Origin of the sequence: Streptomyces sp. TG1A-8 (assembly GCF_030499535.1) — a bacterium.
GTDB lineage: Bacteria > Actinomycetota > Actinomycetes > Streptomycetales > Streptomycetaceae > Streptomyces.
Genome location: NZ_JASTLB010000001.1, coordinates 1,049,495 through 1,064,888 on the forward strand (window position 1 = coordinate 1,049,495; position 15,394 = coordinate 1,064,888).

Annotated in this window: 11 protein-coding genes and 2 pseudogenes; 8 read left to right on the forward strand and 5 right to left on the reverse strand. The window is 73.2% G+C overall.

The features are described 5' to 3' along the window. Nucleotides 1-283 precede the first annotated feature (283 nt). Nucleotides 284-531 (reverse strand): annotated as a pseudogene (locus tag QQY24_RS04210) (aldo/keto reductase); the annotation flags it as partial. Between the two features lie 62 nt (nt 532-593). Between QQY24_RS04210 and QQY24_RS04215 the strand changes: the two are divergent. After that, nucleotides 594-734, forward strand: a pseudogene (locus QQY24_RS04215) (3-deoxy-7-phosphoheptulonate synthase); the annotation flags it as partial. 189 nt (nt 735-923) lie between these two features. Here the strand turns inward: QQY24_RS04215 and QQY24_RS04220 are convergent. Continuing rightward, on the reverse strand, nt 924-2,135 hold the full coding sequence (locus QQY24_RS04220; protein ID WP_301971306.1) for a Cmx/CmrA family chloramphenicol efflux MFS transporter: 1,212 nt from the start codon (nt 2,133-2,135) through the stop codon (nt 924-926). A gap of 255 nt (nt 2,136-2,390) precedes the next feature. On the opposite strand from QQY24_RS04220, the gene QQY24_RS04225 reads away from it, so the two are divergent. Further along, entirely contained in the window at nt 2,391-2,699 is a 309-nt protein-coding gene (locus QQY24_RS04225; RefSeq protein WP_301976140.1) for a YbaK/EbsC family protein, read from the forward strand. Between the two features lie 303 nt (nt 2,700-3,002). Beyond that, on the forward strand, nt 3,003-3,356 hold the full coding sequence (locus QQY24_RS34685; RefSeq protein WP_367658040.1) for a hypothetical protein: 354 nt from the start codon (nt 3,003-3,005) through the stop codon (nt 3,354-3,356). A gap of 236 nt (nt 3,357-3,592) precedes the next feature. Here the strand turns inward: QQY24_RS34685 and QQY24_RS04235 are convergent, their stop codons facing one another. Continuing rightward, complete coding sequence (locus QQY24_RS04235; protein WP_301971307.1) at nt 3,593-4,606, reverse strand: LacI family DNA-binding transcriptional regulator; 1,014 nt, start codon at nt 4,604-4,606, stop codon at nt 3,593-3,595. Between the two features lie 390 nt (nt 4,607-4,996). Here QQY24_RS04235 and QQY24_RS04240 point away from each other — a divergent pair, with 390 nt between their 5' ends. The 4 genes from QQY24_RS04240 (at nt 4,997) to QQY24_RS04255 (ending at nt 9,778) form a co-directional block, all read left to right on the forward strand. Further along, nucleotides 4,997-5,962, forward strand: coding sequence for a glycoside hydrolase family 6 protein (locus QQY24_RS04240; protein WP_301971308.1), 966 nt, complete (start codon nt 4,997-4,999; stop codon nt 5,960-5,962). Nucleotides 5,963-6,106: 144 nt separating this feature from the next. Continuing rightward, nucleotides 6,107-7,393 (forward strand): glycoside hydrolase family 6 protein, encoded by a 1,287-nt coding sequence (locus tag QQY24_RS04245; protein WP_301971309.1) that lies wholly within the window; start codon nt 6,107-6,109, stop codon nt 7,391-7,393. A 242-nt stretch (nt 7,394-7,635) separates the two neighbouring features. After that, nucleotides 7,636-8,559: an LLM class F420-dependent oxidoreductase gene (locus tag QQY24_RS04250; RefSeq protein WP_301971310.1), complete on the forward strand. Its 924-nt coding sequence runs from the start codon at nt 7,636-7,638 to the stop codon at nt 8,557-8,559. A 163-nt stretch (nt 8,560-8,722) separates the two neighbouring features. Further along, complete coding sequence (locus QQY24_RS04255) at nt 8,723-9,778, forward strand: sodium:calcium antiporter (RefSeq protein WP_301971311.1); 1,056 nt, start codon at nt 8,723-8,725, stop codon at nt 9,776-9,778. A gap of 127 nt (nt 9,779-9,905) precedes the next feature. Here QQY24_RS04255 and QQY24_RS04260 read toward each other — a convergent pair whose 3' ends face one another. Next, entirely contained in the window at nt 9,906-11,774 is a 1,869-nt protein-coding gene (locus QQY24_RS04260) for a DUF4157 domain-containing protein (protein ID WP_301971312.1), read from the reverse strand. 720 nt (nt 11,775-12,494) lie between these two features. Between QQY24_RS04260 and QQY24_RS04265 the strand changes: the two genes are divergently transcribed. After that, complete coding sequence (locus QQY24_RS04265) at nt 12,495-13,340, forward strand: SGNH/GDSL hydrolase family protein (protein WP_301971313.1); 846 nt, start codon at nt 12,495-12,497, stop codon at nt 13,338-13,340. A 173-nt stretch (nt 13,341-13,513) separates the two neighbouring features. Here the strand turns inward: QQY24_RS04265 and QQY24_RS04270 are convergent, their stop codons facing one another. Then, nucleotides 13,514-15,379, reverse strand: coding sequence for an ABC transporter ATP-binding protein (locus QQY24_RS04270; protein ID WP_301971314.1), 1,866 nt, complete (start codon nt 15,377-15,379; stop codon nt 13,514-13,516). Between the last annotated feature and the right edge of the window lie 15 nt (nt 15,380-15,394).

Consider the following 15,394-nt stretch of genomic DNA (forward strand, 5'->3'; position numbering starts at 1 on the left):
CAAGCGCCTGCCCGGACCCCCGCCCCGGAACGTGCGGGGACTGATGCTGATCGGACGCCGACTCACCTGACGGCGCATCAGGTACGTGAGGAGCGCGGGCGCGTCACTTGCCGGCAACACCTGGATCCGGGCGAAAGCGAGTACCGGTGCCGTCTGGCACCACGACGAGGAAGAAGCTCCGGCTTCCAGCAGGGGTCCGGTTCGAGCAGGTCCGCCGACGGAGGGACCGCGTCGATCGCCACAGGCGGTCCGTCATCCGCTTCTGCTCCTCCGTGTGGTGCCCGCCCGCAGCGGGCGGCAGGGCGTCGAGCCGGGCGAGCTGCCCGGGCCTCAGCCGGACCTCGGTGGCCGCCGTGTTCCCCTCGACGCGGGCGGCCCGTCGGCTGCCGGGGATCGGCACGACGCCCCCCGGGCGAGCAACCAGGCCAGGGCGACCTGCGCCGGGGTGGCGCCGGCCTCGGCGGCGACGGCCTCGATCCCGTCGGCGATGCGCAGGTTCCGCGGGAGGTTCTCCGCGGTGAGGCGGGGGTTGCCCACCCGCAGACACACCGGTCGTCCGGCCCTGTGATCCCACGCACGGCAACGGGCTGAAGCTGGCCGGCCACAAGACCCGGCTGATCGAACCGATGCGTGCCGAGATCGCGTCCTTCACCCGGGCGCTGCGGGCCCACGGGCAGTGGCCCGCGGGTCTCCACCTGGAGCTGACCCCGGACCCGGCCACCGAGTGCGTGTCGGAGCGGGACGAGCCGCCGCGGTTCACGGACTACCGGTCCACGTGCGACCCCCGTCTGAACCCGGGCGGTCGGCGGAGATGGTCTCCCATTTCCTCTCCCTGCTCTGAGGGGCGTCCCGTGCGCTCCGCGCGCACGGCCGGTGGCCCGTTCCCACGAGGAGGACGGGCCACCGGACACGGGGGGCGACGGTCAGGAAGGGGCCTGCACCGGACGCTCGGCCGGACGGTCCTCCGCGGCGCCGGTGCCGCTCCTGCCGCCGGTGATGCCGACGGCACGGGCCACGCCCGCCAGGACCAGGGCCGTGGCGACGAGCACGGCGCTCACCACCGGCGGCGAACGGTAGCCGAGGTCGGTGCCCAGGACGAGGCCCCCCAGGGCGGGTCCGGCCGCCGCGCCGACGTTCATCGCGGCGGTGGCGAAGCCGCCGGCCAGCGTGGGGGCGTCCGACGCCGTGTAGAGGGCCTGCGCGATCAGCGTGGAGCCCACGCCGAACGAGAGCGTCCCCTGGACGAAGGCGAGGACCAGCGCCGCGACCGGGTTCGCGGCCGTGAGGGCGAAGAGCAACCAACCCGCCGACAGCGCCGCACCACCGACCGCCAGCGTCTGGCCGGGACGGCTGTCCGCCAGCCGGCCGCCCACGTTGACCCCGACGAAGGACCCGATGCCGAACAGCGCCAGTGTGGCGGGCACCCAGCCGGAGCTCAGATCCGTCACGTTGGTGATGACGGGCGTGAGGTACGTGAACGAGCAGAACGTCGCTCCGTTGACCAGCGCTCCGAGCATGAGCGTCATGATCACCCGGGGCGTGCGGAACGCCCGCAGCTCGTGGCGGACGCTGGGAGCCGCAGGGTCGACGGGCGTCGCCGGTACGGACCGCAGCACCGCGAAGACCGCAGGGGTGGAGACGATCGCGACGCCCCAGAAGGCCGAGCGCCAGCCCCAGACCTCGCTCAGCACGGCGCCGAGGGGGACACCCGCGATGCAGGCGAGGGTGACCCCGCTCAGGAGCACCGAGGTCGCCCGGCCCTTGGCCTGGGGTCCGGCCATGCTCGCCGCGGTCGCGAGGCCGACGGCGAGGAAGCCCGCGTTGGCCAGTGCGGCGATCACCCGCGTGACGAAGAGGACCTCGAAGCTGTGGGTGAGGGCGCCCACGACGTGGGCCAGGAGGAAGGTGATGAGGAAGGCGAGCAGCGCCCGGCGGCGCGGCCACCGCAGGCTCAGCATCGCGACCAGCGGTGCGCCGACGATCATACCGACGGCGAAGGCCGAAGTGAGCGAGCCGACGGCCGGGAGGGGCACGCCGAAGTCGGCGGCCATGTCCTCCACCAGCCCGGACAGCATGAACTCCGAGGTTCCCTGGGCGAATACGGCCAGCCCGAGAACGTAGACGGCGAATGGCATGAAGAAGCTCCCACTACATCGCAGAAAGAGGAGACGCGACGCATGGACGGAAGGTCATGCGGTCGCGTGGGAGACGTCCCGGAGAGAGGTCCGGCCGTGATCCCGCGATGCGGTTGATCCGTGGCGGATGCGCGACCCGCTGCTCGGCGACGGGGCCGGGGGAAGCAGGGTCGTCGGAGGCTTACGCGATCAGCCACCGGATCACCGGTGGCCCGCTTCTTTCTGCCTCAGGACTCGACATACCTCTCAACATAGCTGGTCGTCACCAGCGGCGCGCACCGCGTCGACACCCGGCGCGTGGCCCGGCTGCGGGGCGTGGCCCACCGCCGGGTCCGGCACGCCGACCCCGAGTACGTCCTCCAAGTCACCGGTCAACGCGTCGGGGGCGTCGCCCCGATCGGCCATCCCGGCCCGCTGCCGACGCTGATCGACGAGCACCTGGACGCCTACCCGCACGTGTGGGCGGGAGCCGGTCCGCCGCACACGGTGTTCCGGACGACCCGCGCGGAACTGGCGCGGTTGACCGGGGCGGAAGTGGCGGCCGTGGGTGCGGGCCGGGCCTGACTCCGGCACGAAGAGCCGAGTGCCGCGGTCAGGCCGTCGCGGTCACGGGTCCGAACGAACCTTGCGGCCCGCCACTGCCGGCGGGCCCACCACGCTGTCCCCCCGGGCCCCGGGCCCCGGGTTCCCGGATGCCCAATCCCCCTCCCCACCGGCTGCCTCCACCCGCTGAAACTCCACCACGAGCAGCGGAAACGGGAGCGTGCGGCCGCAGGCACCACGTGGCAGCACGACGGGCACGCGTGCACCACTGCGCAGGACAGACCGATCGACCCGGCCACCCTGCCCCGTGTCTTCACCACGCTCCTGCGCAGGGCCGGCCTCCGCCGCATCCGCTTCCACGACCTCAGGCACTCGACCGCCGCCCTGCTCCTGGAACAGGGCGTCGAACTTGTCGTGATCAAGGTCGTAGGCGCGGGCGCCGGGAAGGGACAGGCCGGTGCTGGTGTCCTCGGTCTCGCCGAGGAAGCCCTTGTCGGTTCCGGCCGGCAGGCTGCCGCTGCGTTCGTCGCCGAAGGGCGTGTAGCGGCGGCGGGTCGAGGTGCCTGTCGTGGCATCGACGGCGATCTGTGTGGATGCCTGGCCGTCGGCCATCAGGTAGGTGAGAGTTTGCCGCCGGCGGTGGCGCGCACCGCCACGGCGCAGGAACCGCAGGTGTAGCCGGACGTCCTGGCGGGTTCGACGTGCTGGCCCATCTGGCCCGCGTCGTTCGGCGCGGGGGCCGTGAAGCGGGGGCGGAGCGAGGGGGGCAAGCCGTTCGCAGGCCCGGCGCACGACTGGGGCCGGGACCGCAGGCACCGGATCCGTTCGTCCGGGCCCGCGCACCGGCGTGCCCCGTCCGGCCGAAGGAGGGGCGGGGCACGCCCCGCGCGGTCGTGCTTTCCGGGACAGGCCCGTCAGGCGCTGGAGCGGGTGACCAGGTGCGTGGGCAGGATCAGCGGAGTGGGATCCTGTCCGTTGACGAGCGCGACGAGCATGCGCGCCATCTCCCGGCCGAAAGCCGTTATGGGCTGGTGGACGGTGGTGAGCGGCGGATCGGCGATCCGGGCCACGGTCAGGTCGTCGAAGCCGACGACAGCCACGTCGGCGGGGACCAGCCGGCCGGCCTCGCGCAACGTGCGCAGCGCCCCCGCTCCCATGTTGTCGTTGGCGGCGAACACCCCGTCCAGATCGGGATGGTTCGCCAGCAGTTCCGCCATGGCGGCGGCTCCGCTGGGCTCGGTGAAGTCCCCCTCCTGCGGCGGGAACGGATCGAGGCCGGCTGCCAGCACGGCGTCCCGGTAGCCGCGGTACCGGGCGCGCCCGGCCTCGGTGTCCAGACGCCCGCAGATCGCGGCCACGCGAGTCCGGCCGCGCGAGACCAGGTACTCGGTCGCCTCGCGCGCCCCGCCGACGTTGTCGACGTCCACGTACCACCGGGGAGCCGCACCGACCGGGCGCCCCCCGAAGACGACGGGCATCCGGGCCTCTTCGGCCATGCGGGCCAGCGGATCGCCCTCGCGCAGCGCCATCAGCATGACGCCGTCGGCGCCCTTGGACCGGAGAAGCTCCTCCACCCGCTTGCGGCCCCGGTCGGAAGCGGCCAGGCACAGCATCAGGTGCAGGTCGGCCTCTTCCAGAGCGGCCGAAGCCCCCACGATCACCTGGGCGAAGAACGGATCCGCGAAGATCGACGGGTCCTCTCCCGCGACGACCAGGGCGGCCGCTCCCGTCTGACGGGTGGCCAGAGCGCGGGCGGTCGGGTCGGGGACGTAGCCGAGTTGCCGCACGGCCCGTTCGACCGCCTCGCGTTTGACACGGCTGACGTGCGGGGCGTTGTTGAGGGCGCGGGAGGCCACGGAGCGGGAGACGCCGGCGAGTGCGGCCACCTCGTCGAGCGTCGTCCGCCGACGCGGCGCAGCGTGTGCCATGAACCACGAACCCTTCCCCCTCAGCCGGACGGGAAGCATCTCACTCCTGCCTTTTCCCCTGCCACCCGCTCGGTGCCGGAGGTCTGGAAGCGCTTCCAGTACAGGGAACGCAGAGCCGTGTTCCCGCCACGCGGAGGGCGATCACACGCCGACCCTTGACAGCTTCACCGGTGCGTCACACGATACCGAGCACACCCCAAAGGTTTTCCGTGGTTTTGGAAACGCTTCCAGTGGGAGCGCTCCCAGATGTGCCGTCGACCCTTCGAGCGCGTCACCCCCGCCGGGGAGCCCGCCGACGCGAAGGGGCGCCGTACCACCGCACTTCCTCAGCGCGCCGCACGCTCGGGACGAGGACGCGGCGCCTTCCTGCAAGGCAACGGAGGTACCGTCATGCGCCACAGGCTCCGCGTCCTCACGGCAGCGTTACTCGCCCTGCCGCTGGCGCTCGCGGTCGCGCCGTCCGCACACGCGGCCGACCCGATCACCATGACCAACGGGTTCTACGTGGACCCCGACTCCAGCGCGAAGAGGTGGGTCACCGCCAACCCCGGCGACGGCCGGGCGCCCGCGATCAACGCCTCCCTCGCCAGCACCCCGACGGCCCGCTGGTTCGGCTCGTGGAGCGGCACCATCGGCACCGCCACGGGCGCGTACGCGGGAGCGGCGGACAGCTCGGACAAACTGCCCGTCCTCGTCGCCTACAACATCTACAACCGCGACTACTGCGGCGGGCACTCGGCGGGCGGAGCCGCTTCGCCGTCCGCCTACGCGACCTGGATCGCGCAATTCGCCGGGGGGATCGCCGGCCGCCCGGCCGTCGTCCTCCTCGAACCGGACTCCCTCGGCGACTACGGCTGCATGACACAGGCCCAGATCACCGAGCGCCAGGGCATGCTCACCGGGGCCCTCACCCAGTTCGGCCGCCAAGCCCCCAACACCTGGGTCTACCTCGACGCAGGCAACCCGGGCTGGACCGGCGCGGCGACCATGGCACAGCGCCTCCACGACGCGGGCCTGCGGCAGGCCCACGGCTTCTCACTCAACATCTCCAACTACTTCACCACGGCCGAGAACACCGCCTACGGCAACGCCGTCAACAGCGAACTGAACGCACGCTACGGCTACACCAAGCCGTTCGTGGTGGACACCAGCCGCAACGGCAACGGCTCCAACGGGCAGTGGTGCAACCCCTCGGGCCGCCGCACCGGCACCCCCACCCGGCTGGGCGGAGGCGCCGAGATGCTGCTGTGGATCAAAACTCCCGGCGAGTCCGACGGCGACTGCGGCGTGGGAGCCGGCTCCTCGGCAGGACAGTTCCTCCCCGAGGTCGCCTACAAGATGATCTACGGCTACTGACCCAGGGCCCCGTGGCCCGGTGCGTCCATGCCCCGCGACCGGACCACGCACACCGTCCGGGGCCACCGCCCGCCCTTCGCGCACAGGCGGTGGCGGTCCGCCGGCGGCGGGCGCTCCCCATCCGTCCACCGCCCAGGAGCAGTCATGCAACCACGCAGCCTACGGGGCCGTGCGGCCGCCGTCGTCGCGGTGCTCACCGCCTGCGCCGCTCTCACCGCGACGCAGGCGCAGGCCACGCCCACGCCCACGCCCACGCAGGACGTGATCGCCCCGGCCACGAAGTTCTACGCGGACCCGCACAGCGAGGCCGCACAACAGGCCCTCGTGGACCTCAGTAACGGCGACGCCGAGAACGCCGCGAACATGGCCGGGCTCGCGAGCTGGCCGCAGGCCGAGTGGTTCACCCACGGCACGCCCGGCGAGGTGCGCGTCAAGGTCGGCGAACTCGTCCACCGGGCCCGGGCCGTCAACCGGACCCCCGTCCTGGTCGCTTACAACGTCCCGGGCCGGGACTGCGCGCAGTACTCCAGCGGCGGCGCCCCGCCCTCCGCCGCCTACCGGCAGTGGATCGACGCCTTCGCCGCCGGCGTCGGCGGCAACAGGGCGGTGGTCGTCGTCGAACCCGACGGCCTGGCCCTGCTCCCCAAGGACTGCGGGCCCGCCACCGACCCGGCGGGCGAACTCACGGCCGCCCGCATCGCGGACCTGGAGTACGCCGTCAAGACCCTCAAGGCCCGGCCGCGCACCGCGGTCTACCTGGACGCGGGCAACGTCCAGTGGAAGTCCGTCGGCGACATGGCGCAGCGCCTGCAGGACGCCGGGGTGCGGTACAGCGACGGCTTCGCCCTGAACGTGTCCAACACCCACCCCACCGACCACAACGCCAGGTACGGCACCTGGATCGCCAAGTGCATGTGGTTCGCCACCAGGGGACCCGAGCAGGCACGCGGTCACACCGACTGGTGCGCCAGCCAGTACTACTCGTCCGCCGCGCCCAACGACGGGACCCCCGGCAGCGCCGTCTCCTCCGCCGACCCCGCCACCTGGCGGTGGACCGACGCCTGGTTCGACCAGAACGCGGGCTCCCCACCGGCCGGCGAACCGCAGCACTTCGTGATCGACACCAGCCGCAACGGCCTGGGGACATGGGCCCCGGAACCGGGCAAGTACAGCGGGGACCCGGAGGCCTGGTGCAACGCGCCCGGCCGCGGTCTCGGTCTGCGCCCCACCGCCGACACGGGCGTCCCACTCGTCGACGCCTACCTGTGGATAAAGATCCCCGGTGAGTCCGACGGCAGTTGCACACGAAGCACCGGCGGCACGATCGACCCCGAGTACGGCATCGTCGACCCGCCCGCCGGCGCCTGGTGGTCCGACCAGGCCCATGCACTGGCCCGCAACGCGGCACCGCGCCTGACGTTCAACCGCTGAGCCCGGTCGGACACCCCGTACGCGTCCGGCTCCGAGCAGCCGTTCCGTGCGGTCCCGGCTCCGGGGCGGGCACGGGTTTCCCTCCGGCTTCCCCGAACCCGGGGGCCCGGCAGGTCCTCCGCCGAACCCACGTCGGCCCCGGACGGCTTCGGCCGCTCCCGGCAGCCGCGTACACACGACTGACAAACAGTTGTCACGCAAGAACCGGAATGCGCGGCCGGCCGCCGCCGGTTTTCGCCGACATGACCACAGGAGTAGCGCTCAACGCGATCGACGCCGACAACCAGATCGACGCCTCCGTGCGGCTCGCACACGAGGCTGCGGCCGCCGGGCTGCGGTCGGCCTGGTTCGGCCAGACCTTCGGCGCGGATTCACCCCAGCTCGCGGCGGTCGTCGGGCGAGAAGTGCCCGGTCTGCACGTGGGCACGTCGGCGATTCCTGTTTTCGGCCGCCACCCGCTGCTGGTCTCCAGCCAGGCCCAGACCGCCCAGGCGGCCACGCACGGCCGCTACCATCTGGGACTGGCGCTCGGCACCAGACTCCTGACCGAGGCGGGCTTCGGCATCCCCTACGAACGGCCCATCGCGCGCCTGCGTGAATTCCTCACCGCGCTCAGGCAGTTGACCGAGACCGGCACCGCGGACTTCCACGGCGAACTGCTCACCGCGACGACACCGGTCCCCGCCCGTGTGCCGGGCGCCGAGAGCGGCGTGCCGTTGCTCGTCGCCGCGATGGGCCCTCAGGCGCTACGTGTCAGCGGTGAACTGGCGGATGGGATCCTGCCCTATCTGGCCGGGCCGCGCGCACTGGGTGAGCACATCGTTCCGGCAGTCACCGCAGCGGCAGAGGCCGCCGGCCGGCCCGCGCCCCGAATCGTCGCCCTGGTGCACGGCGTGGTCACCGACGATGTCGACGCCGTACGGGAGAAGGCCGCCGAGCAACTCGCGTTCTACGAGCAGTTCCCGTCCTATGCACGGGTCATCGGACTCTCCGGCGGCCAGCGGGCCGTCGATGTGACTGTGATCGGCGACGAGCGGAAGGTCGCCGCCGAGGTGCGGCGTTACCGGGACGCCGGAGCCACGGAGGTGGTGTTCTCGGGGACGGAGATCGCCGGCGAGTCCGACCGGCGCCGTACCTGGGCACTCCTCGGAGAGCTGGCCGACTGAGCGCCGGCGGGCGGTTGCGCGCCCGGTGGCGGTCCCGGCACCGGGCGGTGCCCGCCACCGGTTCCCGGGAGGCCGGCCGCGGAGGCGGTTGGTCCGGGCGGGTGAGGACCGGCCGGACCGGTAGAGCGTCCGTGCCACGGGTACCCACCAGTCCATGGGATCTTTGAGTTCACCTGTGTTGCTGGTGCTGTTCCTGGGAAGTGCGGCGGTGATCTGGTATTCCGGGATCAAGCTGTCCGACACCACCGACGTACTGTCCGAGCGGCTGCACCTGGGCAGTGCCCTGGGCGGGCTGATCCTGCTGGCGATCGCCACGAACCTGCCGGAAATCGCCATCACCGCCAGTGCCGCCCTGTCCGGCCAGTTGGAGGTCGCGGTGGGCAACATCCTGGGCGGCATCGCCGTGCAGACCGTCGTGCTGGTCGTCCTGGACGCGGTCGGGGTGCGGACGCCCGTACCGCTGACGCGTCTGGCCGCCAGTCTCGTGCTGGTCCTGGAGGGCGCGCTGGTCGTGGTGGTGCTGGCCGTCGTGGTCATGGGCACCCAGTTGTCCGGTGACCTGTCGTTCGCCCGGCTCAGCCCGGCACCGCTGGTCATCGCCGTCCTGTGGGTGGTCGGACTGGTGCTGCTGGACCGGGCCGGCAAGGGGCTTCCCTGGCGTGAGGGCGGGGATGCCCCCGGCGCGCAGCCCGAGCCGCGCGGCCACTCCAAGGGCAAGAAGGAGAAGGCCGCCAGCAGCAAGGGGGTCGGCACCGCGCGCGCGGCCCTGGTCTTCGCCGCGGCCGCGGCGGCGACACTGGTCGCCGGTGTGGTGATCGAGCGCAGCGGTGAGGAGTTCTTCGGCCGGCAGGGGCTGAGCGGCATCCTGTTCGGTGCCACCGTGCTCGCCGCCGCCACTTCCCTTCCGGAGATCAGCACCGGACTGACCTCCACGAAGCTGGGCGACTACCAGCTCGCCATCAGCGACATCTTCGGCGGCAACGCGTTCCTGCCGGTCCTGTTCCTGCTCGCCACCGTCATCTCCGGCAAGCCGGTCCTGCCGGCCGCACACGACACGGACATCTACCTCACCGCCCTCGGCATCATCCTGACCACCGTCTACATCGCCGGGCTGGTCTTCCGGCCCAAACGGCAGTACCTGCGCATGGGCGTCGACAGCATCGCCGTCCTGGCCCTGTACGCCATCGGCATCGTCGGCCTGACCACCATCGCGGGTTGACCCGTGACCCGGCTCGTCGGCGACGGGGCCGTGGTGGCGGCGTACGGGACGCCGCCGACGCCCCGGAAGGGGCCTCGCGCGCCCCGGCCCCGGAAACGGCCGACGGGCGGGGCCTCCTCCCACCGGGTCAGGGGTTCGCGGACCGGGCGGCCGTCCGGTCCGCCCGCAGTCGCGCCGCCAGCCGCATGACCGCGGCGTGGAACGGCTCCTGCTGATCCACGCCCCACTGGTGCAGGTAGACGAGGAGCTGGGTGATGACGGTGTCGTACTCCACGAGTACGGAGCTGTTCGGTGCGCTCAGTTGCTCGATGTGCATCAGCCGTTGGTAGGTGGGGTCGTCGATCCTGTCGTGCGCCTTGAAGGACATGGCGTAGCGGCCGACCCCCTTCTTCGGCTCGACGGCGTACTGCAACTTGGCCGCGACGAGGCCCTCCTGTTCGGTGGTCAGGGCCCGGCTCTGCTTCAGCAACGTCTTCAGACGATCGACCTCGGCCTTCCGCCCTTTGACCAGGTCCCGGACCTCGCCGTCGCTCAGGTCCCGCCGCAACAGCAGCAGGATCTCGCTGTGGGCGTAGGTCTCGCCGGCGTCCACGTGGGTGAGTTCGTGGGCGAGCGAGCCGAGGCGCTCCGTGGCCCCTCCCGGCTGGTACAGCGCGTGCTTCAGGGTGTATTTCTCGGCGGTTCCGGCAGGGGAGAGCGCGGTCCCGGGCATTCCGCTCGTGAACTTGACGATGCCGCGGTGCGCCAGCAGGTCGCCCAGGACGTCCCGGGTGATCTGCGGGGCGCCGGTGTCCGCCCGGATGGCGTCCAGCAGTTGCAGGTCGTCCTCGACGAGGGTTCGCCGATCGTCTTCCGGCAGGCCGTTGACGACCCCGTTGAGCCAGTTCGAGAGGTTGGTGTTGGCGGCGAACAGATCGCTGTCGGGGCCCAGGCCGGTGGCGCGGATCTGCTGCAGGACGGCCTCCTGCGCGCTCAGGAGACGGCGCGCCTTCGCCAGCGGGTCGTCCTCCATGCTGGCGCTGTCGAGCTGCTGGTAGATCTGCGTGTGGGCGGACGCCTGCTGGAGGATCTCCTCGATGACGGCCGGCAGCCGTATGAGGTTGGATTCCGCGTGGCTCTCGGCGATCAGGTCGTCGACCGCCGTTTGGTGCCTTCCCGATTTCGACTGGCCACCGTACGCCTCGGCGACGGCCCTCAGTTTCTCCAGTTGCCTGCGCCTGGCCAGGTAACTGGTCTGCGGCAGCCGGTGGTAGGCGGCGAGAGCCTGTTCGACCTGCTCGATCGACGAGCCGCGCTTCTCGAGGAGGCCGACCGTGGTCTTCCGCCGGAATTCCTCGACCGACAGCAGGCGTGCGACGGGCAGGCCGGCGCCGGCACCGGGTGCCGTGGCGGCCGTGGCCGGGAAGCCGGCCCCGGCACCGGCCGCCACCCGTTCCGCCTCGCGCTCGAACCGGTCCGACGGGTCGCTGACGGCCAGTCCGCCACCGGTGTCGGTGCCGGCGACCGGGCCGCGGCGCTGCTGGAGGACGTGCGTCAGCTCGTGGGCGAGCACTTCCCGGCCCGAGTCGGACGCCGTGTCGTACCGGCCCCGTTGGAAGACGATGTGGGAGCCGGAGGTGTACGCCTGTGCGGCGACCGACGCGGCGGACTCGTGCGCCGCCCGGTCGGTGTGCAGGCGGACGTCGGAGAAGTCCGCACCCAGCGTGGCCTCCATGTCGGCGCGCACCGGGCCGTCCAGGGGACGGCCGGGAGAGCGCAGCACTCCGCGCACCAAGGCGGACCGGCGCTCGGCCGCGTCGGCGTGCTCCGCCGCGGCGCGGCCGAGCATCTCGCCGACCGCGGCGTTGCCGATCAGCCGCTGCAGGGCGATCACCGCGTCCGACCGCGGCACGGCCGCCCGTTCCGGGTGCCGCGGGTCCACCGCCCGCGCCGTGGCGGACTCGCGCGTCCCCCCGGCCGCAGCGGAATCCTCGTGCCGCTTGTGGTGTCCGCGCACGTCTCTCCTCACCACGCCTGGACCGACCCTTCAGGTGTAGGACGCGGAGGGTCCCGCCGGACAGGTCCGAACGGGCAACGCCACGGCAGAGCCGGTGCCTGCCCGGCCCACCGCCGACCGGGATCCCGACGCCCGCACGCCGTGGGCCGGGTTCGCCCGGGGACACCGCGGCCGTGGTCCGCCGCCACCGCAGCAGGACGTCTTCGGGGAGGACGGCGGCAGCCGCGCGGCCCGCGGGCCGGTCGGTGACGTCGAGTCCCACCGGCGGCGGCGTCCCGGGGTGGTCCCGGGCCGGCCGGTGGGGCGGCCGTTCCACCGGCACCACCGGTCACCGGCACCGCCTTCGGCGGAGCACCGGCCGGTGCGGCGGTGTGCACGGGCTCCGCGGCCCCGTCGTTCCTGGTCGTGCGGCCCGGGACGGCCCGCGGGCGCCACCGCGGGGAGGCAGCGCCGCGCCCGGGGTGCCGCACCCGGGAAGACCTCAACCGTTCGGGCATCGGCCGCGGCCGCGTCCCGCCCGGCGGTCCCCTCCGTGCCGCGCGGCCCCGGGGTGCGGGCGGCGCCGACCGCGGTGGGAGCGCCGGCGCCTGCCGCGAACCGGCCCCCGCCTCCGCCCCACCCCTACGGAACACCCTCGATTTTCCGCGGAACCCTGATCCCCGGGGCCCTGGATCTGGTATCCCGGTGAAGCTAAGTCCCCCCACATCCACAGGAGTTCGCATGCTCTCCGCGCGCGCACGCAGATCACTGACGTCCCTCTTCGCCGCCGCCGCCGCGGCCTGCCTCGCCCTCACCACGGCCCCCGCCGCGCACGCCGCGCAGCACGGGGAGGCCACCGTGGCGGCGGCCGGGAAGTACATCGCGCTCGGGGACTCGTACGCGGTCGGGCCCGGCACCCGGACCTACGACGACCCGAACGACGCCTGCCGGCGCGGGCCGCTGTCCTACCCCCGGCTGTGGGCGGCGCAGCACACCTCGTACTCCTTCGTGGAGGCGTCCTGCTCGGGGGCCACCACGGCGGAGATCAAGAGCCAGCAGGTACCGCAGCTCACCGCGGACGCGACGCTGGTGACGGTGCAGGTCGGCGGGAACGACGTGGGGTTCGTCAGCGTCCTGGAGAACTGCATCCTCACGCTGGACGACAAGGACTGCGTCTCCGGGGTGAACGCGGCCAAGGCGGCGGCGACCGGCGCGCTGCCGGCCGCGCTGGCCGACACCTACGCGGCCGTCAGGCGGGGCGCGCCCAACGCCATGGTGGTCGTGGTGGGTTACCCGCGGCTCTACACCATCGGCGGCACCTGCGGCATATTCGGTCTGAGCGACACGGAGCGGACCGCGCTGAACTCGGCGGCCGACGTGCTCGACGGCGTCCTCGCCCAGCAGGCCGCGAACGCCGGCTTCGCCTTCCTCGACCCGCGGCCGTCGTTCGACCCGCACACCATCTGCTCGAAGAACTCCGCCTGGGTCACCAGCCTGGAGTGGGACAAGATTAACGAGTCGTACCACCCGAACCAGGCCGGGCACCGCGACGGCTACCTGCCCGCCCTGGACGCGATCACGGGCTGACGGCACGGATCCGGCGGCGCGGACCCGGAGCCACCGCACCCGGGTCCGCGCCGCCGTTCGCTCGGCCGGGCGGCGGGCGCGGCGGGGAACGCGGGGGCGGCCCCCGCTCCGCGGCCGCGGCCGACGCGCTCCCGCCGCGCCGGGCCGCCCGCCGTCGGGGCCGGGGGCCCCGGTTACCGGGCCGGCTCCGCGTCCGGCCCCGGCGGCGGGTCGCTCACGGCGGGCACGAGCATCTGGGAGGCGGCGAGTTCGCGGTAGAGGGCGTCGGCGCCGACCAGGTCGTCGTGGGAGCCCGCGGCGCGGATCCTGCCGTCCTCCAGGACGACGATCTGCTCGGCGTCGGTGACCGTGGACAGGCGGTGGGCGATCAGGACGACGGTGCAGCGGCGCGCGGCCTGGTTGACCGCCTCGCGCAGCGCCTGTTCGTTGCTGGCGTCGAGCTGGGCGGTGGCCTCGTCGAGCAGCAGCACCTCGGGTTTGCGCAGCAGCGCCCGCGCGATGGCCAGGCGTTGGCGCTCGCCGCCGGACAGGGTGACGCCGCGGTTGCCCACCTCGGTGTCCAGGCCGTCGGGCAGCCGGGCGACCAGGGAGTCGAGCCGGGTGAGGCGCAGTACCTCGGCGATCTCCTCGTCGCCGGCGTCGGTCGCGGCGTAACGGAGGTTGTCGCCGAGGGTGCCCGCCATCACCGGGGACTCCTGCTCGACGTAGGCGATGCGGCGGCGGACCTCCGCGCGGGGCAGCAGGGCGATGTCCTGGCCGCCGATCCGGATGGCGCCCGCCTGCGGCTCGTAGAAGCGCTGGAGCAGGGCGAACATCGTGGTCTTGCCGGCGCCGGAGAGGCCGACCAGGGCGGTGCGGGTGCCGCCGGGCACGGTGAGGCTGATGCCGCGCAGCGCGGGGCCGCGTCCCGGGTAGGCGAAGTGGACGGCGTCGAACTCGACCGGCGGCGGCCCGTCCGGCTGCGTGCGGGTCGCCGTGTCCGCGGCGGGCGGGGCGGCCCGCTCGGGGAGGTCCACGTCGTCCTCGGCCGGCAGTTGCCCGACCTGCTCGATGCGGACGATGGCGCCGAGGCCCTGCTGGAGCATGCCGAGGCCGCCCAGGAGCGAGGCGATCGGGCTGGCCAGGTAGAAGACGTAGAGCAGGAAGGCGATGAGCTGGGAGGCGCCGAGGTCCCCGGAGGCCACCAGGGCGCCGCCGACGCCGAGCACCGCGAGGAAGGCCGCCTGGATGGCGACGCCGGACAGGACCTGGACCAGGGCGACGTACTTGGCGCCGGTCAGGCCCGCCTCGTAGGCCTCCTCGATGGCGGCCTCGGCGCGGGCGGTCTCGCGGGGTTCGGCACCGTTGGCCTTGACGGTGCGGGCGGCGCCCAGGGAGCGGTCCAGGGCGGCGCCGATCGCGCCCACGGAGGCCTGGGCGCGGGCGACGGCCTCGCGGATGCGGGGCAGCACCAGCCCGAGGACGGCGCCGGTGCCGAGCAGGACCGCGAGGGTGACACCGAGCAGGCCGAGGTGGACGGTGCCCATCAGGACGACGGCGCCGCAGACGGTGAGCACCCCGTTGGTGATCATGACCAGACCCTGTGTGGCGGCGTTCTGCACCAGGGCGCTGTCGGAGGTGACGCGGGCGACCAGGTCGCCGGGGGGACGGCGGTCCAGCTCGGGGACCTTCAGGCGGATGAGGCGGAAGACCAGGTCGCGGCGGATGGAGCGGACCACCTGTTCGGAGGTGCGCTGCTGCCACCAGGACTGCAGACCGGTCAGGACCGCGCCCACCACCACCAGGGCGCCGAGCAGGACCAGCGGCCCGGTGACGGCGGTGCCGTCCTCCAGGGCGTCCAGCACCGACCGCGCCACCAGCGGCTGGACGAGTCCGCAGGCACTGGCGGCGAGCACGAGCAGGAGCGAGCCGAGGAGTACGGACCGGTACGGGCGGGTCTGCCGGAGCAGTGCCCGCAGCGGGCGGCTGCCGTGGGGCGGCGACCCGCCGGGCCCGGGACCCGGCGCCTCCTGCGGTGGGGTCGGGTGGGCTGTGATCATGGGGGCTCCGGGTGT

Coding starts and splice junctions, on each gene's coding strand:
- QQY24_RS04245 (WP_301971309.1), top strand. CDS start 6,107: ATGCAACCACGCAGCCTACGGGGCCGTGCGGCCGCCGTCGTCGCGGTG.
- QQY24_RS04265 (WP_301971313.1), top strand. CDS start 12,495: ATGCTCTCCGCGCGCGCACGCAGATCACTGACGTCCCTCTTCGCCGCC.
- QQY24_RS04220 (WP_301971306.1), bottom strand. CDS start 2,135: ATGCCATTCGCCGTCTACGTTCTCGGGCTGGCCGTATTCGCCCAGGGA.
- QQY24_RS04240 (WP_301971308.1), top strand. CDS start 4,997: ATGCGCCACAGGCTCCGCGTCCTCACGGCAGCGTTACTCGCCCTGCCG.
- QQY24_RS04235 (WP_301971307.1), bottom strand. CDS start 4,606: ATGGCACACGCTGCGCCGCGTCGGCGGACGACGCTCGACGAGGTGGCC.
- QQY24_RS04250 (WP_301971310.1), top strand. CDS start 7,636: ATGACCACAGGAGTAGCGCTCAACGCGATCGACGCCGACAACCAGATC.
- QQY24_RS04270 (WP_301971314.1), bottom strand. CDS start 15,379: ATGATCACAGCCCACCCGACCCCACCGCAGGAGGCGCCGGGTCCCGGG.